The organism is Pantoea sp. E956-1, assembly GCF_982223955.1.
Window position 1 is genome coordinate 404352 of record NZ_CEUYZP010000002.1, and the last position, 21736, is coordinate 426087.

General features: G+C 53.3%; 22 protein-coding genes, 4 tRNA genes and 2 pseudogenes. 16 read left to right on the forward strand and 12 right to left on the reverse strand.

Translation table 11 applies throughout. The features are described from left to right. The first annotated feature begins 85 nt into the window (after positions 1 to 85). Positions 86 to 1000, forward strand: a complete 915-nt coding sequence (locus tag AC0T7J_RS09350) for a DMT family transporter (RefSeq protein WP_473793655.1) — start codon at positions 86 to 88, stop codon at positions 998 to 1000. Here AC0T7J_RS09350 and rutG read toward each other — a convergent pair whose 3' ends face one another. From rutG to rutA, 6 genes are read right to left on the reverse strand one after another with little or no spacing between them, the layout of a single operon-like run. Further along, positions 1001 to 2329, reverse strand: coding sequence for a pyrimidine utilization transport protein G (rutG, locus tag AC0T7J_RS09355; protein ID WP_473793657.1), 1329 nt, complete (start codon positions 2327 to 2329; stop codon positions 1001 to 1003). It abuts the gene before it with no gap. A gap of 46 nt (positions 2330 to 2375) precedes the next feature. After that, on the reverse strand, positions 2376 to 2891 hold the full coding sequence (rutF, locus tag AC0T7J_RS09360) for an NADH-dependent FMN reductase RutF (RefSeq protein WP_473793659.1): 516 nt from the start codon (positions 2889 to 2891) through the stop codon (positions 2376 to 2378). 19 nt (positions 2892 to 2910) lie between these two features. Continuing rightward, on the reverse strand, positions 2911 to 3720 hold the full coding sequence (rutD, locus tag AC0T7J_RS09365) for a pyrimidine utilization protein D (protein WP_473793661.1): 810 nt from the start codon (positions 3718 to 3720) through the stop codon (positions 2911 to 2913). Continuing rightward, the gene (gene rutC / locus AC0T7J_RS09370) at positions 3720 to 4115 is read right to left on the reverse strand and encodes a pyrimidine utilization protein C (RefSeq protein ID WP_473793663.1); all 396 of its coding nucleotides are present in this window, start codon (positions 4113 to 4115) and stop codon (positions 3720 to 3722) included. Before rutC ends, rutD begins: the two co-directional genes overlap by 1 nt. Positions 4116 to 4135: 20 nt before the next feature. Beyond that, positions 4136 to 4849: a pyrimidine utilization protein B gene (gene rutB, locus AC0T7J_RS09375; protein ID WP_473793976.1), complete on the reverse strand. Its 714-nt coding sequence runs from the start codon at positions 4847 to 4849 to the stop codon at positions 4136 to 4138. Then, positions 4849 to 5940, reverse strand: a complete 1092-nt coding sequence (gene rutA / locus AC0T7J_RS09380) for a pyrimidine utilization protein A (RefSeq protein WP_473793664.1) — start codon at positions 5938 to 5940, stop codon at positions 4849 to 4851. The genes rutB and rutA overlap by 1 nt, the downstream gene beginning before the upstream one ends. Positions 5941 to 6246: 306 nt before the next feature. On the opposite strand from rutA, the gene rutR reads away from it, so the two are divergent. Both rutR and AC0T7J_RS09390 read left to right on the forward strand, forming a co-directional pair. Beyond that, positions 6247 to 6882, forward strand: coding sequence for an HTH-type transcriptional regulator RutR (rutR, locus tag AC0T7J_RS09385; RefSeq protein WP_473793666.1), 636 nt, complete (start codon positions 6247 to 6249; stop codon positions 6880 to 6882). A 38-nt stretch (positions 6883 to 6920) separates the two neighbouring features. Beyond that, positions 6921 to 7895 carry a metal-dependent hydrolase gene (locus tag AC0T7J_RS09390; RefSeq protein ID WP_473793668.1) on the forward strand — a complete coding sequence of 325 codons (975 nt, stop codon included), beginning with the start codon at positions 6921 to 6923 and terminating at the stop codon, positions 7893 to 7895. Between the two features lie 46 nt (positions 7896 to 7941). Here the strand turns inward: AC0T7J_RS09390 and cycA are convergent, their stop codons facing one another. Then, entirely contained in the window at positions 7942 to 9336 is a 1395-nt protein-coding gene (gene cycA / locus AC0T7J_RS09395) for a D-serine/D-alanine/glycine transporter (protein WP_473793670.1), read from the reverse strand. Between the two features lie 286 nt (positions 9337 to 9622). On the opposite strand from cycA, the gene AC0T7J_RS09400 reads away from it, so the two are divergent. The 3 genes from AC0T7J_RS09400 to AC0T7J_RS09410 all read left to right on the forward strand — a co-directional run bounded on the left by AC0T7J_RS09400 (position 9623) and on the right by AC0T7J_RS09410 (position 12946). Continuing rightward, positions 9623 to 10318: an extensin-like domain-containing protein gene (locus tag AC0T7J_RS09400; protein ID WP_473793672.1), complete on the forward strand. Its 696-nt coding sequence runs from the start codon at positions 9623 to 9625 to the stop codon at positions 10316 to 10318. Between the two features lie 1171 nt (positions 10319 to 11489). Beyond that, complete coding sequence (gene sdiA / locus AC0T7J_RS09405; RefSeq protein WP_473793673.1) at positions 11490 to 12212, forward strand: transcriptional regulator SdiA; 723 nt, start codon at positions 11490 to 11492, stop codon at positions 12210 to 12212. A 122-nt stretch (positions 12213 to 12334) separates the two neighbouring features. After that, positions 12335 to 12946, forward strand: a complete 612-nt coding sequence (locus tag AC0T7J_RS09410) for an acyl-homoserine-lactone synthase (RefSeq protein ID WP_473793978.1) — start codon at positions 12335 to 12337, stop codon at positions 12944 to 12946. Between the two features lie 33 nt (positions 12947 to 12979). Here AC0T7J_RS09410 and AC0T7J_RS09415 read toward each other — a convergent pair whose 3' ends face one another. After that, entirely contained in the window at positions 12980 to 13204 is a 225-nt protein-coding gene (locus AC0T7J_RS09415; protein ID WP_003849983.1) for a DUF2594 family protein, read from the reverse strand. A 432-nt stretch (positions 13205 to 13636) separates the two neighbouring features. On the opposite strand from AC0T7J_RS09415, the gene uvrY reads away from it, so the two are divergent. The 6 genes from uvrY (at position 13637) to AC0T7J_RS09445 (ending at position 17176) form a co-directional block, all read left to right on the forward strand. Then, the gene (gene uvrY / locus AC0T7J_RS09420; protein WP_010246608.1) at positions 13637 to 14296 is read left to right on the forward strand and encodes a UvrY/SirA/GacA family response regulator transcription factor; all 660 of its coding nucleotides are present in this window, start codon (positions 13637 to 13639) and stop codon (positions 14294 to 14296) included. Next, on the forward strand, positions 14289 to 16121 hold the full coding sequence (uvrC, locus tag AC0T7J_RS09425) for an excinuclease ABC subunit UvrC (protein ID WP_473793675.1): 1833 nt from the start codon (positions 14289 to 14291) through the stop codon (positions 16119 to 16121). Before uvrY ends, uvrC begins: the two co-directional genes overlap by 8 nt. A 69-nt stretch (positions 16122 to 16190) precedes the next feature. Beyond that, positions 16191 to 16739, forward strand: coding sequence for a CDP-diacylglycerol--glycerol-3-phosphate 3-phosphatidyltransferase (pgsA, locus tag AC0T7J_RS09430; RefSeq protein WP_473793677.1), 549 nt, complete (start codon positions 16191 to 16193; stop codon positions 16737 to 16739). A 150-nt stretch (positions 16740 to 16889) separates the two neighbouring features. Then, positions 16890 to 16965, forward strand: a tRNA-Gly gene (locus AC0T7J_RS09435). 40 nt (positions 16966 to 17005) lie between these two features. Next, positions 17006 to 17079: transfer RNA gene (locus AC0T7J_RS09440), tRNA-Cys, on the forward strand. A 10-nt stretch (positions 17080 to 17089) separates the two neighbouring features. Next, positions 17090 to 17176, forward strand: a tRNA-Leu gene (locus AC0T7J_RS09445). A 104-nt stretch (positions 17177 to 17280) separates the two neighbouring features. Here the strand turns inward: AC0T7J_RS09445 and AC0T7J_RS09450 are convergent. Together AC0T7J_RS09450 and AC0T7J_RS09455 are read right to left on the reverse strand one after the other, a co-directional pair. Next, positions 17281 to 18296, reverse strand: a pseudogene (locus AC0T7J_RS09450) (tyrosine-type recombinase/integrase). Next, positions 18296 to 18523 (reverse strand): DUF4224 domain-containing protein, encoded by a 228-nt coding sequence (locus AC0T7J_RS09455; RefSeq protein WP_473793679.1) that lies wholly within the window; start codon positions 18521 to 18523, stop codon positions 18296 to 18298. Before AC0T7J_RS09455 ends, AC0T7J_RS09450 begins: the two are co-directional and overlap by 1 nt. Positions 18524 to 18819: 296 nt before the next feature. On the opposite strand from AC0T7J_RS09455, the gene AC0T7J_RS09460 reads away from it, so the two are divergent. Together AC0T7J_RS09460 and AC0T7J_RS09465 are read left to right on the forward strand one after the other, a co-directional pair. After that, on the forward strand, positions 18820 to 19230 hold the full coding sequence (locus AC0T7J_RS09460) for an antitermination protein Q (RefSeq protein WP_473793680.1): 411 nt from the start codon (positions 18820 to 18822) through the stop codon (positions 19228 to 19230). A gap of 133 nt (positions 19231 to 19363) precedes the next feature. Beyond that, positions 19364 to 19666, forward strand: a complete 303-nt coding sequence (locus tag AC0T7J_RS09465) for a hypothetical protein (protein WP_473793682.1) — start codon at positions 19364 to 19366, stop codon at positions 19664 to 19666. 12 nt (positions 19667 to 19678) lie between these two features. Here the strand turns inward: AC0T7J_RS09465 and AC0T7J_RS09470 are convergent, their stop codons facing one another. Further along, positions 19679 to 20470, reverse strand: a complete 792-nt coding sequence (locus AC0T7J_RS09470) for a DUF4225 domain-containing protein (protein ID WP_473793683.1) — start codon at positions 20468 to 20470, stop codon at positions 19679 to 19681. 284 nt (positions 20471 to 20754) lie between these two features. On the opposite strand from AC0T7J_RS09470, the pseudogene AC0T7J_RS09475 reads away from it, so the two are divergent. Further along, positions 20755 to 20985 (forward strand): annotated as a pseudogene (locus AC0T7J_RS09475) (DNA methyltransferase); the annotation flags it as partial. A 162-nt stretch (positions 20986 to 21147) separates the two neighbouring features. Here AC0T7J_RS09475 and AC0T7J_RS09480 read toward each other — a convergent pair. After that, positions 21148 to 21384, reverse strand: coding sequence for a hypothetical protein (locus AC0T7J_RS09480; RefSeq protein ID WP_223565690.1), 237 nt, complete (start codon positions 21382 to 21384; stop codon positions 21148 to 21150). Positions 21385 to 21619: 235 nt separating this feature from the next. Between AC0T7J_RS09480 and AC0T7J_RS09485 the strand changes: the two genes are divergently transcribed. After that, positions 21620 to 21692: transfer RNA gene (locus AC0T7J_RS09485), tRNA-Ile, on the forward strand. Positions 21693 to 21736: the final 44 nt, after the last annotated feature.

Consider the following 21736-nt stretch of genomic DNA (forward strand, 5'->3'; position numbering starts at 1 on the left):
CGCCGGTTGAGACCGGCGGTTATCGTCGTTGCTTTTCCTCCCCGCTCTCCCCACAATGTTGTCCGGACACATTATCAGGTGAATTATGTCGGACACACTCCGCGGTTTAACCCTGCGCCTGACACGGCAGGAGCTGGTTTTACTTTTCATAACCATGATCTGGGGCGGCACCTTTCTGGTGGTGCATCGTGCAATGCAGCACTCCGGCCCGTTCTTCTTTGTCGGCCTGCGTTTTGCCACCGCCGCGCTGCTGCTGGCGCTCTTTTTCCGCCGCTATCTGACAGGCATGACCTGGCTGGAGGTGAAAGCAGGCGCGCTAATTGGCCTGTCGATCGCCGGGGGCTATGGTCTTCAGACCTGGGGAATGCAGACCATCTCCAGCAGCCAGTCCGCCTTTCTCACCGCGCTCTATGTCCCTGTTGTGCCGTTGCTGCAATGGCTGTTTCTACGCCGTCCGCCGGGATTGATGTCGTGGCTGGGGATTGTACTGGCGTTTACCGGCCTGTTGCTGGTGGCCGGGCCGCAGGATGGTCGCATCACTCTGAATGCGGGTGAAATAGCCACGCTGCTCAGTACCCTGGCGATCGCCGCCGAGATCATCTTAATCAGCCGCTATGCCGGTAAGGTTGATGTGCGCCGTGTGACCCTGATCCAGCTGGCGGTGGCGTCGCTGTGCGCCTTTGGTCTGATGATCCCCAATGGGGAAACGGTGCCTGCCATCTCAACGCCGCTGCTGCTCAGCGCGCTGGGGCTGGGGGCGGCCAGCGCCCTGATTCAGGTCACCATGAACTGGGCGCAGCGCAGCGTTTCGCCCACCCGCGCTACGGTGATATATGCCGGAGAACCGGTCTGGGCCGGCGTCGTGGGGCGTATTGCGGGTGAGCGCCTGCCTGCGCTGGCGTTGCTGGGTGGGGCGCTGATCGTCTGCGGGGTGATCGTCAGTGAGTTGCGGCTGAAACGAAAAAAAACGGTGCGGCCTGCTGCCACACCGCTGGAGTAGTTAACCCTGCTGTCGCGCCAGGGGCTTGTCCTGCTTTGCCGCACTGCGTCGGCGCAGAATAGCATTGAGGATAATCGCGCCAAAGGTGGCGGTACCGATACCCCCCAGTGTGAAAGAACCGATTTTCAGCGCGAAATCACCGGCACCGAGCACCAGTGTGGTCGCCACCATGATCAGGTTACTGTTCTGGCCTAAATCAACATGGTTCTGCACCCAGATGCGGGCACCTGCTACCGCAATCAGCCCGAACACCACAATGGATGCGCCGCCAATCACCGGGGCCGGAATGGTGTGGATCAGCGCACCAAACTTCGGCGAGAAACCGGCGAGGATGGCGATGACAGCCGCGGCGACAAACGCCAGCGTAGAGTAGACTTTGGTCACCGCCATCACCCCGATATTTTCGGCATAGGTGGTAACGCCACTGCCGCCTATCGAGCCGGAGAGCATGGTGGCCAGGCCATCGCCAACAAAAGCGCGTCCCATGTAAGGATCGAGATTCCGTCCGGTCATGCCCGCCACCGCTTTCAGATGCCCGAGGTTTTCAGCTACCAGGATGATCGCCACCGGGGCGATGAGCACCATCGCCTGCAAATCAAAGGTGGGTGCGGTGGTGTGCGGCAGGCCAAACCAGGCGGCCTGTGACAGCAGGGTAAAATCGACCGGCTTACCCAGCCTCAGAACGTTGGTCAGCAGCGCATAGATCGCCCAGGCCAGAATCAGGCCGACCAGAATCAGCAGTCGCTGAATCATTCCGTGGGTAAACACCGCCACCAGACCAATGCAGAGCACGGTCATCACCGCAACCCAGCTGTCGAATGACGAGGCGGAGACGCTGTGAACCGCAATCGGGGCCAGATTCAGTCCGATTGCCATGACCACCGCACCGGTCACGACCGGCGGCATCAGGTTTTCAATCCAGCGCGTGCCGGACTTCATCACCACCAGACCAATCAGCGTGTAGAGCAGGCCGCAGGCGATCACGCCGCCCAGCGCCACGCTGAGATTGGGGTTCAGTCCCTGACCGCTGAAGCCGGTTACCGCAATCACCACGCCGACAAAGGCAGCGCTCGACCCGAGATAGCTGGGCACCCGACCGCCGGTGATAAAGAAGAACAGCAGCGTGCCCATACCCGAGACCAGAATGGCCAGATTGGGATCCAGCCCCATCAGCAGGGGCATCAGCACCGTTGCGCCAAACATCGCCACCGCATGCTGTAAACCCAGCACCAGCGTCTGCCCCAGAGGCAGGGTTTCATCCGGGGCGATAATACCGTTTTCTGTTAATGCCGACTTCTTTTGCCATTGCGGAAACCAGGATCGTGCCATCGTCTACTCCAGAGCGTTATGAATGCCGGTGGGATTCAGGGAAACGTTAACAGGCATCCTGCCGCAACAGGGGATGGTATCCCCGGTCAAACCACGCCAGACCGTGAGTGTCGTCATTGCGCACCAGGCCCACGACTTCGCAGAACAGCGTGTCATGCGTACCGACGCTGACAATCTGAGTAATGCGACAGTCAAAGGACGCGACGGCGCCGCTCAGTACCGGTGAGCCGGTCACGGCTGTTGACCACTCAGCGGCCATAAAACGATCAGCCATTGGCGTTTTACCGCCGAACAGACTGGAGAGCGTTTCATGGCCCGCCGCCAGCGTATTGACGCAGAGCTGCATGTTTTCGCGGAACACCGGGTAAACCGAGGCAGAGCGGTTAAGGCAGACCAGCAGCGTCGGCGGCGAATCCGTGACGCTGCACACCGCCGAGGCCGTAAAGCCTGCGCGTCCGGCCGGGCCTTCAGTGGTAATGATGTTGACCGCAGCACCCAGCCGCGACATTGCATGACGAAATTCAGTTTTCTCAACGGCAGGGGTAAGGGTATCCAGGCTCATCGTGTTCTCCGCGAAAAGGTTATCCGACGACGCGCTGCAGCGGCTGCACGTCATCAGTCTGATCCAGCCACTGCAGCAGCAGGGCATTAAAGTTTTCGGGGGCGGTGACGCTCATGGCGTGGCCGCCCCAAGCCATCATCTTTTCAGTAACATTGGGCAGGGTCGCGGCCAGCTCAGTTGAGCAGCTCCACGGCACCAGCAGATCGTCCTGGCTGGCGATCACCAGCACCGGTTGTGGAATGGCAGCAGCTCGCGCGCTGAAGTCGGCGCTCATCAGGGCGTGCAGCCGCCGCATCAGATTTTCCATTCCCTGAAAATGTGCGACGTGATGGCTATCTTCCTGCTCCAGCCGCGTCTGATGCTCGGCCATCCATTCCGCAGGATAGAGAAACAGCGGCTGAGCACGGACAAATGCCTCGACGCCGACGTTGAGCAGCAGGTCCTGACGCACCTGAAAGCAGCGACGGGTATGGGGATGCAGTGTCAGCCAGCCATTGATCACCGCGATCCGTTCGATCCGTTCCGGATAATCCAGCGCCAGCTGCATCCCCATCAGACCGCCCAGCGCGTGACCGATCAGGCTGAAGCGCAGGATGCCGTGCTGTGCCAGCGCGGCGGCCAGTTCCGACGCCATCATTGCCATGCTGTAGCCTTCCGGCAGGCTGTCAGCGCTGCGACCGGTGCCGCGCTGGTCATAGATCACCACCCGATAGCGTGCCGTTAGCGCAGCCAGCTGCGGCTGCCAGAAACCCGCCACACCGCCGAGACCGGATGAGAGCACCAGCGTCGGTGCATCGGGATTTTGCAGACCCAGAATATCCAGCTGCATCAGACCTCCGCTTTGCCGATGTGCGCCACGCTGGCGATCTCAATCAGCGCGTCAGGCTTGACCAGACCGCACTGAATACAGAAGCGCGCCGGTTTTTCGCCGGGAAAGTATTCGGCGTAAACCTGATTCACCGCGGCGTAGTTCGACCAGTCGGTGATAAAAATCGAATTAAATGTCACATCGGCCATGCTGCCACCGGCGGTCTCAATCACCGTTTTGATGGTTTCCAGCACGTGGCGGGTCTGCGCTGCGGCATCACCCACATACACCACGTTGTTGTCAGCATCAAACGGCAGCGTACCGGAGACATAGACCACGCCATCTGCCAGCGTGCCGGGAACGAACGGGGCGATGGGGGTGGAGGTGCCTGGCGGAACAATGATACTTTTCGGCATAGCGTTGTCCTTATCGTGAATTAGCGGGCATTCAGGCTTTCGCAGAAGGTATCGACATCCGATACCCAGCCAAAAAAGGTTTCGATATTGAACAGGGCAGCCTGCTGAGCAAAGGGCGGGCCGGCCTGATACGTGGCGTCTTCCAGCACCACGCCGAAGTACTCCAGAAAGAAGCCGTCGCGCAGCGTTGATTCAACGCAGACGTTGGTGGCGATACCAGTAAACATCAGATGCCGGATCCCGCGACTGCGCAGCATGCTGTCGAGCGGAGTGTTATAGAAGCCGCTGTAACGCGATTTAGGCAGCACGATGTCACCGGGTTGCGGAACCAGTTCATCGACCAGCGCGTAATCCCAGCCGCCTTTCGACAGCAGCGACCCCTGCAGTTCAGGTCGTTTGCGCATGGTTTTCAGCGCATTCGATTTGTGGAAATTGGGGGAACCGGCGTCACCCGCTTCAACATAGTCACTGTCCCAGCCGTTCTGGAACCAGATGATCTGAACGCCTGCCGCACGGGCCGCCGTCACTGCCTGATGGATTTTCGCAATCACCGGCTTTGTGGCAGAAACATCGAAGCCCGCCAGATCGAGATAGCCGCCTTCAGTGGCGTAGGCGTTCTGCATATCCACGACAATCAGCGCGGTCTGGCCAGGCGGAAAGGCGATCGGTTCTGGCCGCGCCGGCAGTTCAACCTGGTGAACATCCGGTGTGTGAGCACAATAAACGGTAGCCATCATGCCACCTCCTGCTGTGCGTCGAGCAGGGCGCTGCGACAGGCCATCAGCGGCTGAATGTGCTGCCCGAAGTTCTCGATACCCTGCAGGAAGTCATCAAACGTCAGCAGCACGCCGTGGGTGCCTTCGACCTGCGCGACCTCATCCAGCATCCGCGCCACACTGGCATAAGATCCCACCAGGGTACCCATATTGATATTGACTGCCGAGGTCGGATCCGCCATCTGGCGCACATTGGTGTCGCTGCCCGATTTGGTGTCCTGCTGACTCTGGGTGGTGAGCCAGGAGAGCGCCTCTTCATCCGCACCGGCTTTGTAGTGTTCCCACTTCGTCCGCGCTTCTTCGTCCGTTTCAGCAGCGATGATCATAAACAGCACATAGGAGCCGACATCGCGGCCCGCTTTTTCAGCGGCCTGCTTCATACGAATCGAGGTAGAGCTGAACGCGGCAGGCGTGTTAACCCCTTTACCAAAGCAGAAGTTGTAATCGGCGTGCTGAGCAGAGAAGGCCATACCGGCATCGCTCTGTCCGGCGCAGATCACCTTCATCGGGCGCTGCGGCTGCGGACTCACGCGGCAGTCGTTCATGGTGAAGAACTCACCTTTAAAGTCCGATTTTCCGGTGCCCCACAGATCGCGCAGCACGGTAACGTATTCGGTCAGGTAAGCGTAGCGGCTGCTGAAGTACTCATCGCCAGGCCACATTCCCATCTGTTCATATTCCGGCTTCTGCCAGCCGGTCACCAGGTTGACGCCAAAGCGACCGCCTGAAATGGAATCAATGGTGGAGGCCATGCGCGCCACAATCGCCGGAGGCAGCGTGAGGGTGGCGGCGGTAGCGTAGATCTCAATGCGCGATGTCACGGCGGCCAGGCCAGCCATCAGAGTGAACGATTCGAGATTATGATCCCAGAACTCGGTTTTTCCGCCGAAGCCGCGCAGTTTGATCATCGAGAGCGCAAAATCGAAATGGTAATGCTCTGCTTTCAGCACGATCGCTTTGTTCAGTTCAAAGGTCGGCATGTACTGCGGTGCATTGGACGAAATCAGCCAGCCATTGTTACCAATCGGAATAAAGACGCCTATCTTCATGTGAAACCTCGTTGCGATGGGGGAAAGGTGTTTCACGCGCTGCACTGCATCCTGCATCGTCCGTGTGGGCCGCGCTCAGTCACAATTCTGCAAACGGTGTGCCACATTTTTTATTGTTTTAAATAACAGTAAGTTAAAATTAACCCAAAAGAGGTAAGTGGAGTGACTGGTCCATTTCAGACCGTCTGGTCAAAATTCACTGCACGTTTTCCATGCAGGCTGAGCAAAAAAGGTGCAGGGCGCGGATTGGGCAGCGATGAATCCCTTTGCTATGATGCGCTGACACCAGAAGGATGAGGTAAATGTGTGAATACCGATGAAAAAAAGCCAACGCGTCGTTCGCGTGCGGTCGCAGCGAAGCGGGCCGCCATACTGGAAGCGGCATTAACCTTCTTCTCACAGTTTGGCATTCACGGCACCAGCCTCGATAAGGTGGCCGAGCGGGCCGATGTCTCTAAAACCAATCTGCTCTACTATTTTCCCTCTAAAGAAGTGCTCTATGTGGCGGTGCTTAAGCAGATTCTGGATGTCTGGCTGGCCCCGTTGCGCGCGCTGGCGCACGATCAGGATCCGCTGGTCGCGATTCGGCGCTACATCCGGCTTAAGCTGGAAGTGTCGCGCGATCATCCTCAGGCTTCCCGGCTTTTCTGTCTGGAGATGCTACAGGGTGCTCCGCTTCTGAAAGGGGAGCTGGCAGGGGATCTTAAGCAGCTGGTGGATGACAAAGCGGCGATTATTGAACGCTGGATTGATGAAGGACGCCTGGCGGGCGTACAGCCGCAGCATCTGATCTTTATGCTGTGGGCCACCACGCAGCATTACGCCGATTTTGCCACTCAGGTCGAGGCCGTTACGGGCCAGACGCTCAGCGATCCGGTGTTTTTCGATCAGGCCGTTGATAACGTTCAGCGCATGATCATCGAAGGGATTCGCGTACGCTAATGCAGGATACATTCACGGTTCAGGTACGGAGTTAATCAATGGATTCTGTTTCGCAGCTGGTGCTGGGTGCCTCAGTCAGTGTCGCAGTGATGGGACGTCGGGTACCGGTCTGGCAGGCCGCGCTGGTGGGGGGTGTCTGCGGCACCTTACCCGATCTCGATGTCTTTCTTGATCATGGCGATGCGATACGCAACATGACCCTGCATCGCACTGAAACGCATGCGCTGCTCTGGCTCACTCTGCTCTCGCCACTGATTGCATGGCTGGTGGCGGGGCTGTTTCGTCAGCGGGTGAAGTGGGCAGCATGGTGGCCTGCCATCTGGCTGGCGCTGATTACTCATCCGCTGCTCGATTTGATGACGGTGTATGGCACCCAGCTTGGCCTGCCGATCACCGATTATCCTTATGCCATCGGCAGTATCTACATCATCGATCCACTCTATACGCTGCCGCTGCTGATAGGCCTGGGCGTTGCGCTCTGGCGGCGCAGTGATAAAGGGCTGCGCGGAAACCGGCTCGGGCTGACGCTGAGTACTCTTTATCTGGTCTGGAGCGTGGTGATTCAGGGCGTCGCAGGCTGGCAGATCAGAGCATCACTGGCGGAGCAGGGTATTCCGGACAATAAACTGCTGGTGACGCCCACGGCCTTTAATACGCTGGTATGGCGTAGCGTGATTATGACGCCGGATCGCTATGGCGAAGTTTACTGGTCGCTATTGTCGCCCTCACGGCCACTGCAGGTAGCGTGGTACCCACGTCATCCTGAACTGTTCGACGCCTTTCGGGGCAGCTGGTATGCAGAACGTGTCGCCTGGTTCAGCCACGGCTTCTACGCCCTGCGTGAGCAGGACGGGCAGACGACAATTGCCGACCTGCGCATGGGTGAAGGCGATAAGTATACCTTCACCTTTGGTCTGGGCACGCCTCAGCAACCCGATCCCCGGCCGCAGCGCTTACCTTATGAACGCCCCTCTTTATCCGCCATTTTCTCTGCGCTGGGCGATCGCCTGTAAAAAAAAGCCCGGTCAGATGACCGGGCTTTGTTCATGATATTACCGATTAGCGGCTACGACGATTACGCAGCATCCAGCCCACACCCAGCAGGGCAAACCAGAGTGGCGTAACCATCAGCGCCTGGCGCGTATCTTCCTGCAGCGTCAGCAGCACCAGCACAAAGGCGAAGAATGCCATGCAGACCCAGCACATGAATTTGCCCAGCGGCATCTTAAATGCCGACTCCGCATGGCGCTGCGGATGCTTTTTACGGTAGGCCAGATAGCTGCACAGAATGATGGTCCAGACGAACATAAACAGGATGGCCGAGACGGTGGTCACCAGCGTGAAGACCTTCATCACATCCGGGATCAGGTAGATCAACGCCACACCAATCAGCAGGCACAGGCAGGAGAAAAACAAGCCGGTAGTCGGCACCGCACGGGCAGAGAGTCGGCCAAAGGCGCGGCTGGCCACACCCTGCTGCGACAGGCCATAGAGCATACGGCTGGTGGAGAAGATGCCGCTGTTGGCTGAGGAGGCAGCAGAAGTCAGCACCACGAAGTTAACGATACTCGCAGCAGCAGGCAGACCAATCAGAACGAACATCTCAACAAACGGACTGCGATCGGCCATCACCTGGGTCCAGGGCGATACCGCCATAATCACCATCAGCGCCAGCACGTAAAACATAATGACTCGCAATGGAATTGCATTAATCGCGCGCGGTAACACTTTATGCGGATTGTGTGTTTCAGCCGCTGCCGTGCCTACCAGTTCAATGCCGACAAAGGCAAACACCGCAATCTGGAAGCCGGCAAAGAAACCACTGAGGCCTTTCGGGAACATGCCGCCGTGATCCCAGATGTTGCTGAGTGACGCTGTGCCGCCGCCCGGTGAGGGGTAGTGAATCGATACCAGCACAATCCCGGTTACGATCAGCGCCACAATGGCGACGATTTTAATGATCGCGAACCAGAACTCCATCTCGCCAAACAGCTTGACGGTGGCAATGTTGAGCGCCAGAAAAACCACCACGCAGAGCAGGGCGCTCATCCAGATTGAGAAGCCCGGAAACCAGAGCTGGAAATAGGCGCTGATTGCCACCACATCGGCAATGCCGGTTACCACCCAACAGAACCAGTAGGTCCAGCCGGTAAAGTAGCCGGCCCACGGGCCAAGCAGATCGGCGGCAAAATCGCTAAAGGATTTGTACTCAAGGTTGGAGAGCAGCAGTTCTCCCATAGCGCGCATCACAAAGAACAGCATAAAACCGATGATCATATAAACGAAAATGATCGAAGGGCCAGCCAGGCTAATGGTTTTACCAGAGCCCATAAACAGGCCGGTACCGATAGCGCCGCCAATGGCGATCAGCTGGATGTGGCGATTGTGGAGATTGCGCTGGAGTTTATCGGGCGTTTCGTGGGTGGATGCGGTTTCTTTAGATTGATCAACCATAGAATTGTCTTTCCTGTCGTGATGTTGTGTTCAGCTCTGCTGGCTGTTAGTCAAGGCGTCTGCCTGAGGGCAAGTCGGCATAAGATAGAGGAAGAGAGCCGGAATCGGGTAACGCTTTTTTACCATTTGTGATGCCAGCCGTCCCGGAAGCGGCAATAAAGCGCGATTTTGTTCAAACCTTCGTCAGCCTGGGTAATTATTCCTCACGTTATGTCAGTCAGGCGGCGTGAAGGGCGATGGGGTTCTACACTTTTTGTTTGCTAATCATCACGCTGCGAGAGGGACTATGCGCACGCTTATCCTGTTTTTGCTGTTGCTTGCGCTGGCATGGGTCAGCTTACCCTGGCTTAAGCAGCATCTGCCGCCGCAGTTCAATCCCTTTACGCCACTCTCTGTCACCGATCCGCCGGGGTGGATGACGCAGATTAAGATGAAAAGGCTGGCCAGCGATCCCGACGCATGTCTGGCGGTGATGCGCCGCGCTCAACAGGCGGGCTGGGTCAGCTTCAGCGAGCGTCCGGACGTCACGGGTCACTGTCCGCTCAGTCATCCGCTGCGGGTTCAGAAATTTGGCCCGGTCAGCCTCAGCAGCAGCTTTCTGGCCAGCTGCCCTATGGCCGTCGCCAGCACCATGTATGCTCTGCGCAGTCGTGAACAGACCGCCAGAGAGTTGCACAGTCCACTGGTACGAATTACGCATGTCGGCAGTTACGCCTGCCGTAATATTTATCATCGTGCCCAGGGGCGGCTCAGTGAACATGCCACCGCCGATGCCTGGGATGTGACAGGCTTTCAGCTGGCTGATGGCCAGCGGCTTGAGGTCAGTCGTCACTGGCAACAGCCAGAAGAAAAGGCGGCAATGCTTCATACGCTGTGGCGTGGCGGCTGTGAGGTATTCGGCAATGCGCTGGGGCCGGACTATAACGCCGCTCACGCCTCACATTTTCATCTGGGTATGCGTGGCGCAGGCTACTGCCGATAAATCATCAGACAGGATTAATACCGTGTCTGATTAAGAAATGTTCTTATGGTGCCAGTAAAACTAATCCCGTTATCATCGTTGAACCTGATCCAGCATGGAAATAGCCTGACAACGGATCATGATACGCATGAAGAACCCGATTTGAGTGCCAGTGTTATGTATAAGGTGATGCCGGCGGGATAAATCCATTGTGCACATTCTCAGCATCATAGGCTCCACTTTTTCAGGCCGTATGATGAAATTTTTTCACGATTGCGCCTGAAGAAATAAGGGAAATTTATCGCATAAATAAAGATTGCCTCAATGAATAATGATGAAATTTTTTCCAGCAAATTTATTTTCAGATGATTTAGTTGCGTGACAATCGGTAAAGTGATTTAACTGATTAAAACAGAGCCAGCGTTGAACGTGCTGCGCCACAATTAGTGATCTTCGCCAGGCAGTATGCTCAGCAGCAGATTAACTAAAGGTCATTTTCACGGACGGCCTGTCCTTGATTCAGGAACCTGTAATCAGATAGGTGGATAAACCACAGCAGGTTGCGAATCGACCGATACAGACGATCGTCGGATAGGAGGGAGCAGAATGTCTTTATTAAACAGAGCACCGGTACGGTGACAGATACCCACTGGACAGCGAGGCTGGTCTGTAGACGGGAAGCGCAGCATGCAGGCAGCGAACTGATGAGCTGTCTCATCGAGCGGCGCAGTTGCTCCGGGGTCGTCTGACGTAGCCCGCCATAAAAGCTACAGTGGCAGAACTATTCTTATTTTCTGCGGAAAAATATGTCAGAAAACTGTCGTTGCCGCTTCGCTTGTAAGGCACTAATTAACGCTTTGTTTACGCATTATTTACTTAACAATAAACACCGCGATTCACTATTTTCAGCAGAATTTTCAGGCCTGAAATTAAATTGCAGTTGATGTCAGGGATTGAAATCCTATCAGAAAAATCTTATTCTTCCGGGGTGATTGAAATTGCTGTGATCGTCCTCACCTTGTAAAGGCAGGAACACTTTTTCACTCCGCTCCAACGGTGAAGGGTTAAAGCGCTGTAGATTGCGACAGATTCATCCCAAACGATAAATTAATTTTCCTCTGTTAATTTATTTTATCCGATGAATCCGAATGAATAATACCGGAAGGGCGAGTGAAATTAACGCTGAGGCAATATGAGCACTGAAAATTATTTCGCCTGGCGACGTGAGGCGAAAGAACAATTTCAGGCATTAACGGTTTCTTCTGAATTGAAGCCGTTACTGCAACAATTTACGGAATCATTAGGCTTCGATTATTTTGCCTTTTTGATTCAGCACCCGGTGCCATTTAGCCGACCACGCATTCATTTACATAGCACCTATCCCAGATTATGGGTAAAACGCTATGAGAAGCAGAATTATTACGCTGTCGATCCGGTGCTCAGGTTGTGTCAGCGACCGGGCAGGGGGATGGCGTGGACGCAGGAACTCTTTGCTGACGCCGGCAATCTGTGGCATGAGGCAAGAGAATATGGGCTGCAGAGCGGATTTTCTTGCTCTGCAATGGCACCAAATCGCGTCATTGGTATATTATCTATATCGTCGCAACAGCCCATTTCTGTCCAGCTCTGCCATGCTGAGCTGGAGGCGAAACTACACCTTTTAGCGGAACTAGGTCTGGATACGCTGGAACGCTTTAGCGATGATGCAATGATGGTACTAAAAAAAGGGTTTAGTCAGCGCGAGCTGGAAATTTTGAAATGGACAGCCGAAGGAAAAACGGCGGTCGAAATTTCACTTATTTTATCCATCTCTGAACATACCGTTAACTTTCACCAAAAAAATATGCAAAAGCGTTTCAATGTTTCCAATAAAACGCAGATTGCCTGCTATGCAGCGGCAATTGGACTGATTTGAACATAAAGCAACTGCTACATTTAGCAGTTCCTTTGTACAAGTCTGTTGTCTACCCTGCGCCGGGACTTTGCCAGGCTGGCGCAAAGAAATCATTGCAAACATGGGGATGTCAGAGGCGCATGATGAAAATAGTGCAAACGCAATTAAAGGATATGCCATCCTCTTTGCTTGCCGAGCTCGGCAGCTACCGATACAGCGTCTTTGCGCGCGGCGAAGGGTGGTCAATTCCGCCACGCCTTAGCACGCCAGGACAGGAATATGATCGCTACGATCGTTCAGATGTCACCTGGCTGATCGCATGGAATGCGCGTGAGGGCATCAGCGGCTGCGCACGTCTGATGCCCTGGTTCGAACCTGAGCTGAGTGAAGGCATCGTGCTACCTTTCAGCCATGAGAAAGTGTGGGAGATGTCGCGCTTTTCGGCACGGCTGGATGTGGATGCGGAACTGCCACTGAATATTCTGTGGCACGCCGTGCAGCTGGCGGAATTGCATGGAATGGAATACATCATCAGTTCGGCAACGCCGATGCTGGAGAAGATGTTTGAGCAGCATCACGTGGTGTACGAGCCGCTGACGCCGGGACTTATTCTGTCAGAGGATAATCTGTTTGCGATCCGTATTCCGGTGGTTCAGCCAGCGCTGGCTGAGAAGTATCGGGGAACACGTCGCTTTAGTCCGGAAGAGGTGTTGCCTACGCTGGGCGTTTCGGTCAACTGGCAGGCACACAGTTAATTAATTTGCCCCCGCCGCTGGGGGCAAAAAAGCTTACTGACGGTAGGCCGTTTTAATCTGTTTAATGGTATTGCTGAATACTTCCGCCTGAGGCTTGTCACCTAGCGTCTGTACATAGCGTTCCATATTGATAATCACTTTACCGGCATCAGCCTGGCCCATACCTTTCAGGATCAGGGTGATCATCATCTTCAGACCCGCGATTTCATCCGCTAGTTTCCGGGCTTCCTGCGAAGTTGCAAAATCTTCATCGCTCATGCGTTTCTCCTTGGTGAATGACAACGTGTCGGCAATCTGTCCGAACAGCAGTGCGTGAGTATATCACAGGGGCAGCAAGTTGCTGATCCAGCCGGTTCGCTTCGGTATAAAACGCTGGTATGTCCAGTGTAACTAATCAATCGTTGAGAGTAATTACAGGTCTCTCCGGGCCAGAGATGACAAGTCTCTGTAGCCGTAAGGGGCAGCGAGGTCTGGTGTTAATGTCATGAAATAGTAAGAGTTTACGGATTATTCAGCATGTCTGTCAGTTGTAAGAAATCTCTGTTATTGCTGGCTGGATGGGGCTGAAAAGCGGTATGTAAAGCGGCGACTGTTTTGCTTTGTTGATGTGCTTTTGAGGTAAAAGCGGGTATGATTATCGCTTGCATGAGTTAACTGCTTCCTCTTTTTTTAGCCTCTGGAGTTTCCCCGTTGATCAGTGTGCTTCTTGTTGATGACCATGAACTTGTCCGTGCCGGAATCCGTCGCATCCTGGAGGATGTCAAAGGTCTGGCCGTGGTCGGAGAAGTCAATTGTGGCGAGGATGCGGCTAAGTGGTGTCGTGCCAATCAGGTTGATGTAATCCTCATGGATATGAACATGCCGGGTATTGGTGGACTGGAGGCGACGCGCAAAATCGTGCGTTACAATCCCGATATCAAAATCATCATGCTGACCATTCACACGGAAAATCCGCTGCCTGCGAAAGTGATGCAGGCGGGGGCTGCAGGCTACCTCAGTAAAGGAGCTGCGCCGCAGGAGGTGATCAATGCGATTCGCTCGGTCAATGCCGGACAGCGCTACATCGCTTCAGATATCGCACAGCAGATGGCGCTGAGCCAGATAGAGCCACAAAAAGCGGAATCCCCCTTTAGCTGTTTGTCGGAAAGGGAATTGCAGATTATGCTGATGATCACCCGTGGACAAAAGGTGACGGAAATTTCCGAGCAGTTAAATCTCAGTCCTAAAACCGTTAACAGCTACCGCTACCGGATGTTCAGTAAGCTGAATATCAGTGGCGACGTAGAGTTAACGCATCTGGCCATTCGACATGGCCTCTATAATGCGGAGCCGTTAATCAGTAGTGAATGACGTTTTTGATTCCAAAGCCTTTCTGAGTACGGTAACCAGCAAGCCCGGTGTTTACCGCATGTATGACGCCTCAGGCACCGTCATCTATGTAGGCAAAGCCAAAGACCTGAAGAAGCGTCTCACCAGCTACTTCCGCGCTCAGGTCGGCAGCCGCAAAACCGAAGCGCTGGTCAGCAATATCCAGCACATCGATGTCACCGTAACCCACACCGAAACCGAAGCGCTGCTGCTTGAGCATAACTACATCAAGCTCTACCAGCCGCGCTACAACGTGCTGCTGCGCGACGATAAATCTTACCCCTACATCTTTCTTAGCAGCGATACCCATCCGCGACTGGCGATGCACCGTGGTGCAAAGCATGCCAAAGGCGAATACTTTGGCCCGTTCCCCAACGGCTATGCGGTGCGTGAAACGCTGGGGCTGCTGCAAAAAGTCTTCCCTATCCGCCAGTGCGAAAACAGCGTCTACCGCAATCGCTCCCGGCCCTGTCTGCAATATCAGATTGGCCGCTGTCTGGGTCCCTGTGTCGCGGGGCTGGTCAGTGAGGAGGAATATGCACAGCAGACCGATTACGTACGTCTGTTCCTGGCGGGTAAAGACGATCAGGTTCTCAACCAACTGGTCAAACGGATGGAAGAGGCGAGCACGGGCCTGCGCTTTGAAGAGGCGGCACGCATGCGCGACCAGATTCAGGCTGTGCGACGGATCACCGAAAAGCAGTTTGTCTCGAATCAGGGTGATGACCTTGATGTGATGGGGGTGGCTTATGAAGCGGGCATGGCCTGTCTCCACGTGCTGTTTATCCGTCAGGGCAAAGTGTTGGGCAGCCGCAGCTACTTCCCGAAAGTGCCCGTCGATACCGATCTGGCTGAGGTCGTTCAGACCTTTGTCGGGCAGTTCTACCTGCAGGGCAGTGAGGCACGCACGCTGCCTGGCGATATTCTGCTGGACTTCACCTTGCCAGAGCGTGAACTGCTGGCTGAGTCGCTCAGTGAACTGGCCGGGCGTCGGGTGAGTATCCAGAGCAAGCCGCGTGGGGATCGCGCCCGTTATCTCAAACTGGCGCGCACCAACGCCGCGACGGCGTTAACCACGCGGCTGTCACAGCACTCCACGATTCATCAGCGGTTGATGGCGCTGGCGGAGTTTCTTGAGCTGGACAAAATTAAACGCATGGAGTGTTTCGATATCAGTCATACCATGGGTGAGCAGACCATCGCCTCCTGCGTGGTGTTCGACCAGAATGGCCCGCTGCGTGCCGATTATCGTCGCTACAACATCAGCGGCATTACGCCGGGTGATGACTACGCCGCCATGAATCAGGTGCTACGCCGCCGCTATGGTAAAGCGATTGAAGAAGATAAGATCCCGGATGTGATTCTGATCGATGGCGGTAAGGGCCAGCTGTCTCAGGCGAAGCAGGTCTTCGCGGAACTGGATGTACCCTGGGACAAAAGCCGGCCAATTTTACTCGGCGTAGCGAAAGGCAGCGATCGTAAAGCCGGACTGGAGACGCTGTTCTTTGAAGCGGAAGGTGAGGGCGTTTCGTTGCCACCCGATGCACCTGCGCTGCATGTGATCCAGCATATTCGTGATGACGCTCACAATCATGCCATTTCAGGCCACCGTAAAAAACGGGCCAAAGTAAAGAACACCAGCGCACTGGAAAGCATCGAAGGGGTGGGGCCGAAACGGCGTCAGCAACTGCTCAAGTACATGGGGGGCCTGCAACCGCTGATGAATGCGTCGGTGGAGGAGATTGCCAATGTACCCGGTATCTCACATGCCCTGGCAGAAAAAATATACTACTCGTTGAAACACTAGCATTGAAACGGGGGGGGCAATGTAGGAACATAGGCTAAATTCTACCTATATCCAGACAGTTACCGGCATATGCAATTAAACATCCCGACGTGTCTCACCCTGTTTCGAGTCGTGCTCATCCCGTTCTTTGTGCTGGCTTTCTATCTGCCGTTCACCTGGGCGCCGCTGGCGACTGCACTGATTTTTGTTTTTGCTGCCATCACCGACTGGTTTGATGGCTTTCTGGCGCGCCGCTGGAAGCAGACGACACGCTTTGGTGCGTTTCTCGATCCGGTAGCGGATAAAGTGATGGTGGCCATTGCGCTGGTGCTGGTGGCTGAACATTTCCACGCCTGGTGGATTACGCTGCCCGCTGCCACCATGATTGCACGCGAGATCATTATCTCTGCGTTGCGTGAATGGATGGCGGAGATTGGTAAACGCAGCAGCGTGTCGGTTTCCTGGATTGGTAAAGTGAAAACCACTGCCCAGATGTTCTCACTGTTTGCCTTGCTGTGGCGTCCTGATGCCACTGTCGTGGCGATAGGTGTGGTAGCGTTATACATTGCTGCCGTGCTGACTTTCTGGTCTATGTTCCAGTATTTAAGCGCCGCGCGCGGCGATCTGCTCGAACCGTGATCGATACGATTTAAAAAGCAGCAAACGGACGCGCTGTGAGGATAATTTTATTGACTCATTGCGTCATCTAAGTAGAATGCATCGCATCGAACGGCAGCCAGGCTGCCAGAAGATAAATAAAATCAGCAGGTTCGACGAAATTGCTGAATTGCGGGAATAGCTCAGTTGGTAGAGCACGACCTTGCCAAGGTCGGGGTCGCGAGTTCGAGTCTCGTTTCCCGCTCCAGATTCGCAGGTCAGGTTAACCTGACGGCACATCAGTTTAAGGCGCGTTGGCAGAGTGGCTATGCAGCGGATTGCAAATCCGTGTACCTCGGTTCGACTCCGGGACGCGCCTCCAGTTACACCCTGCCCGGGTGGTGAAATCGGTAGACACAAGGGATTTAAAATCCCTCGGCTGTAAGGCTGTGCGGGTTCAAGTCCCGCCCCGGGCACCATATCGAATTACCAATAAAATCAATGATAAGCAGTGTCGTATGACCGCCCCTCAGAGGCGGTTTTTTTGTGCCTGAATTCAGCTTCCTAATATCCACTCCTAATATTATTTCTCTTTCACCTGTCCGCCAACTACGGAAACCACCACTATTTTTCTGTCATAAGTCGCAGTCTGCTCCACGTTTTTATGCCCCGTAATGGCTCTCTTCTCGTACAAATCCCCCTCCAGATCAGACACACCCTTTGCCTTCAAATCATGAAAAGTGAAATCAAAAAGTAGTTCTGGAAATTTGAGCTTTGCCGCTTCACGTGCAGCACTCCAGCGGCTATTAAACCCGTCCCGGGTGTAGCCAGAACCATTAGGCTGGTGGATGATGAAAATACTGCTCATCCCTGGTTTGAGCGGCAATTCGGCAGCCATTTTGATTGCTGCTGCAAACCGTGGCGACCACGCCTTGATCTGAGCAACACTGGTTTTACTCTGTTTGATCAGTATGCCCTCATCCATGATCTGGCTCTTTTTCATTGCGAGAATATCACCCTGACGGGAGCAGGTGAGGTAGGCTAATTCCATAGCGATCTTCACCACATCAGGCGCGCATGAATAGAGAGCTTGGTACTCCGCATCGGTCACATACCGATCCCTGGACGCCTCCTTGAACTTCTTAACTCCTTTGGTGGGATTACCTTTGAACATGCCACGCTCTTAGCCCCAGCGGTACATAAACGCTTTTTCCCGGTTGGCCTGCACCCGGCTTTTTAATCCGCGTTTGTCCATGTACTTTCTGACGTGCTCAGGCCGGATTGCATCAGATGGCAATGCCCCGAAAACAGCTAAAACATTTTTTGAATATTTCAGGTAGTCCCGCTGTGTTTCGCGTGCTAATTCGAAAAATCAGCCGATCTGAAAAAACGCTCAGCCAGTGACGCCAGCAGCCTGTCATCAGGTATCTCATTTATCAGCGCCTCATATGCTGCCCATCATACAGAAGACTGGGCAGCATCCAGCGCACAGAGGCGTATAGCACCCCCGTTTTTGGGCTGGAACTCATAAGCTGACTTACCGCGACAAACGCGTGGCAGCATCCAGGCACCTGCAGCGTTTTTGCGAACGCGTGCCATTAATCCAACGCTCCAAAGTTGGGTTCATGTTGATTAGTTTCCGGGGCTTTTCTTGATGAAATAGGATCGTTGAAATGCTGCCATGTAGTTCTGGGGCGACCATCACGGCGGACCGCAAAAAATATACCCGCTTGTTTCAGGCACTGGCATTGTTTTGAGGGGATTTTATAGCCGATTATTTTTTCGATATCGGCATCAGAAATTATCACGTTTTCAATATCAGACATCTCGTTCTCTCCACATAACCTGCTGCAACAGGTCTGCTGAGCCGTGACAGGTCACGGCCTATCGATGTTTAATTTCAATTTCTGTCTTCGCGAACCTGGCGAAGCGTGTCTTAGTTAAAGTTCACGGGACGTTCACTAATGGCCACCTGACTGCACCGAAAATGCTCCGTAAAGCGGCTGGGCCAAAGTTGAAAAACTGCCTGGTCATTCTGTCGAAACTTGCATTTGATGAATATGTTCGTTGAGCATTATCAACGGCACCATGCCGACTTTGTAAAGGGACCGGAATCCGAGAAGTGATTCGTGACGTTGTTAAGTATCCGGGCTATATCAGCTCGGTGGATGGTGAGGAAAAAATACCGCCTCGAATTAAATCTGAGCTGGTCAGAGAGAAATGCGATCACTGTGATGGGAAGGGTCGGGAATCTGCACGCTGCCGCTGTAACGGAACAGGGCGCGTGCGGGACATGTCGGAATCTGCTCGCTGTGGTGCGCCGGTCGATAAAAAGTGTGAGCGCTGCACCGGGCGTGGGTATCGTCGTATTCCATCCAGCACTGTATTCAGAGCTATCAACGTGCTGGTGCCAGACTTTACGCAGTCGTCCTGTTCGCGGAACTGGAAACCATTCTTTGATAAGCTGGTGGCGAAGAGTGAAATTGAAGAAAATTACGCTGATTTAACTTTTCAGATGATCGCTCGGGCATAATTCTGATTTTATTTTAACTTCTTCCGTAAGGCTGCGATACTCCTTTCGGAAGTTGGTTGGCGTCAAAAAATACTACATCGCGCAACGTATTCGGGTTAATATTGCCATTGTTGAAACGAAGAGGGCGTAAGTTATGGATAATATAAACACTGATAGTCTGACAAAACGGGATATAACCTATATATCGGGGCTGGCTCAACGGGAAGGAATGAGTGTTCCAGAAACGTGCAAGCGGCTTGTTCGTGTATTTTTGGGTATGGCTTTGCTGATTGCTTTGACTACAGCAATAGGCGTTATGGAGTTTTATAGAAAAGATATTGAATATTTTTATGCATACTGTATCGCGTACATAATAGCAGTTATCATATTTATGATGATAGCTCCCATGAGATTAGGAGCTAAGTTGATTGTAAATAGAAAGAGAATTAAATTTTAACGCCAGGCACCATTATGATTTTTCATAAATAGACTTGATCGTCAGCCCGTCACCCAGCACCTCAATCGCCAATGCAGGCGCACCCATTGTCTTTATACTACGAATATAGTCAGTTGGTATAAAGCGAAAAAGTCGCCAGGCATCAGGCTTCAATACCATCCGACCTGACCCGTAGCCTGACAGCATTAGATCCATAGAGCTAAAGGCAATGCTTCCTGTTTTAGCTTCAAGTCCCAGAAATTCTGCAGTGGCACTATACGCATCACGAAGAAATCCGGAGGTGTTATCGCGATTATTGATGATGTTGAAGGCACTTTCCTGAATGTTATTTAATCCATGCAGCACCAGAGATGCCCCAGCAATAACCCCGACAATATTCCCGGTAAAGATTGATGCAGATACTATGCTCCCACCTGCCAGGACTTGTCCGGTTGCCAATATAATACTAACGCCATTAATAAAATAACCCCACGTATCGAGGTGATTATTTACCAATTCAGCAGATACAACTATTTTAGTTGTACCTGTCCTGATAGCCGCATCCTGCTGGTGAAGTAATTTTTTTTCTTCCTGTAAATTATACAGGCAGAGCTTACATTCATGCTCATTTTTTGCTCCCTTAACCCCCTGAATCTGCGCTCCAATAAAGCGATCTATTTCATTATTGAAATTCATATGAGAGATAAGGTTCTTGAGATGCTGAGATGAAAGTCTGCGCGCAGTCATCCGCAAATAGTGAGCAGCGTCATTTGCCTGAAGCAGGTAATAACTGTTAAATCTTTTCTTGTCCAGATAGTTATCCATAACATCAACTCCGATAAGTCACCGTGATTTAGTACTATCTACGGTTTACTAAAGAGCTGAGAATTTTCAAAGTTAAAAATTTTGACTTTGCATAAAACTGGCGTATATCTTATCAGATAGTGGCGGGCCTCTAGCCAGGCAACCACAATAAATGAGTCTCAGCATTGCTGGGGCTTTTTTGTTTAGATGATCGCTAGTCATTAAATCGCGCCTTAAACTATTTAAGGGCCGTCATCAGGATAGCTCTATTGTTTCTTCCCACCCTATTAAATAGAACTAGCGAAATGCACAAAGTCTCCGCTCCCGGTCTTGTATTGTTCAAGGCCGATTGTTTGCGCGTGCTTAAAACCATGGCAGACGATTCAGTTGACCTGATTGTTACTGACACGCCGTATTTCAAAGTAAAGCCGCTAGGTTGAGATAATCAGTGGAAAGGGGATGAAGATTACTTACGGTGGCTGGATTGCTGCCTGGCGGAGTTCTGGCGAGTGCTGAAGCCTAATGGCAGCATTTACCGGGTTCAGGTCCCGCCCCGGGCACCATATTTCTGCCGAAGAAAATCTAATAAAATAGAAGCAATATGCAGTAATGTCGTAACCGCCCAAGGGCGGTTTTTTTGTGCCTGCTATCTGGCGGATACGACTAGTGCAACCTCCGTTTAGCGGTATAAGCTGGCATCAGCCCCGGGAGCTGAACACCAGCTCATCATCAGTATCACTCACCAGCACCATTCGTTGCGCCTCGCCGCTGGAAGAGACAAAGGTCACTTCATGGCCGATGCTGATATCATCAAAGGCGTCGGTCGGCTGTGACTGCTTACGGATCTCCAGTACCATCCGCGAGGGGTAGGGTTTATCATTGACCGTATCAATATGATAATTGGCGGTAAAATTCAGTTCGGGTTGATCAACCACGTAAAATTGTCCTGAAGGCATAGTCTTGACCTCTGCATAATGTTGGCCATAAGTCCCGGTCGGAACAGGCTGCCTGAAACTTAAGGTTAGCTGAATAATCAATGCCTACAGGCGGCGGCACCTCTTTTTTGATTTCATACGACGGTTGCAAAAATACCTGCCGCTTGCGCTTGCCTGGTCAGAGAGTCGTACTACGCTTCTTGTTCACACAGCGCGGCTTTTACAGGCACGCCATTCGGGCATGGTATAAAGGTATTACTGCAACTCTTGATGAGTTGACGATGCGGGTTCAACTCCTGCTGCCCGGTCCCTCTCCTGCATCTACGTAAATGCCAGCCTTATCCCTTTTGGT

What these genes read in the sequence shown, in the direction of transcription:
- AC0T7J_RS09410 (WP_473793978.1), top strand. Translation starts at nt 12,335, where the DNA reads ATGAAAATAGTGCAAACGCAATTAAAGGATATGCCATCCTCTTTGCTT.
- rutC (WP_473793663.1), bottom strand. Translation starts at nt 4,115, where the DNA reads ATGCCGAAAAGTATCATTGTTCCGCCAGGCACCTCCACCCCCATCGCC.
- AC0T7J_RS09415 (WP_003849983.1), bottom strand. Translation starts at nt 13,204, where the DNA reads ATGAGCGATGAAGATTTTGCAACTTCGCAGGAAGCCCGGAAACTAGCG.
- pgsA (WP_473793677.1), top strand. Translation starts at nt 16,191, where the DNA reads ATGCAATTAAACATCCCGACGTGTCTCACCCTGTTTCGAGTCGTGCTC.
- rutB (WP_473793976.1), bottom strand. Translation starts at nt 4,849, where the DNA reads ATGGCTACCGTTTATTGTGCTCACACACCGGATGTTCACCAGGTTGAA.
- AC0T7J_RS09470 (WP_473793683.1), bottom strand. Translation starts at nt 20,470, where the DNA reads ATGGATAACTATCTGGACAAGAAAAGATTTAACAGTTATTACCTGCTT.
- AC0T7J_RS09465 (WP_473793682.1), top strand. Translation starts at nt 19,364, where the DNA reads ATGGATAATATAAACACTGATAGTCTGACAAAACGGGATATAACCTAT.
- rutD (WP_473793661.1), bottom strand. Translation starts at nt 3,720, where the DNA reads ATGCAGCTGGATATTCTGGGTCTGCAAAATCCCGATGCACCGACGCTG.
- rutA (WP_473793664.1), bottom strand. Translation starts at nt 5,940, where the DNA reads ATGAAGATAGGCGTCTTTATTCCGATTGGTAACAATGGCTGGCTGATT.
- AC0T7J_RS09350 (WP_473793655.1), top strand. Translation starts at nt 86, where the DNA reads ATGTCGGACACACTCCGCGGTTTAACCCTGCGCCTGACACGGCAGGAG.
- AC0T7J_RS09455 (WP_473793679.1), bottom strand. Translation starts at nt 18,523, where the DNA reads ATGTCTGATATTGAAAACGTGATAATTTCTGATGCCGATATCGAAAAA.
- rutG (WP_473793657.1), bottom strand. Translation starts at nt 2,329, where the DNA reads ATGGCACGATCCTGGTTTCCGCAATGGCAAAAGAAGTCGGCATTAACA.
- AC0T7J_RS09400 (WP_473793672.1), top strand. Translation starts at nt 9,623, where the DNA reads ATGCGCACGCTTATCCTGTTTTTGCTGTTGCTTGCGCTGGCATGGGTC.
- AC0T7J_RS09390 (WP_473793668.1), top strand. Translation starts at nt 6,921, where the DNA reads ATGGATTCTGTTTCGCAGCTGGTGCTGGGTGCCTCAGTCAGTGTCGCA.
- rutF (WP_473793659.1), bottom strand. Translation starts at nt 2,891, where the DNA reads ATGAGCCTGGATACCCTTACCCCTGCCGTTGAGAAAACTGAATTTCGT.
- sdiA (WP_473793673.1), top strand. Translation starts at nt 11,490, where the DNA reads ATGAGCACTGAAAATTATTTCGCCTGGCGACGTGAGGCGAAAGAACAA.
- cycA (WP_473793670.1), bottom strand. Translation starts at nt 9,336, where the DNA reads ATGGTTGATCAATCTAAAGAAACCGCATCCACCCACGAAACGCCCGAT.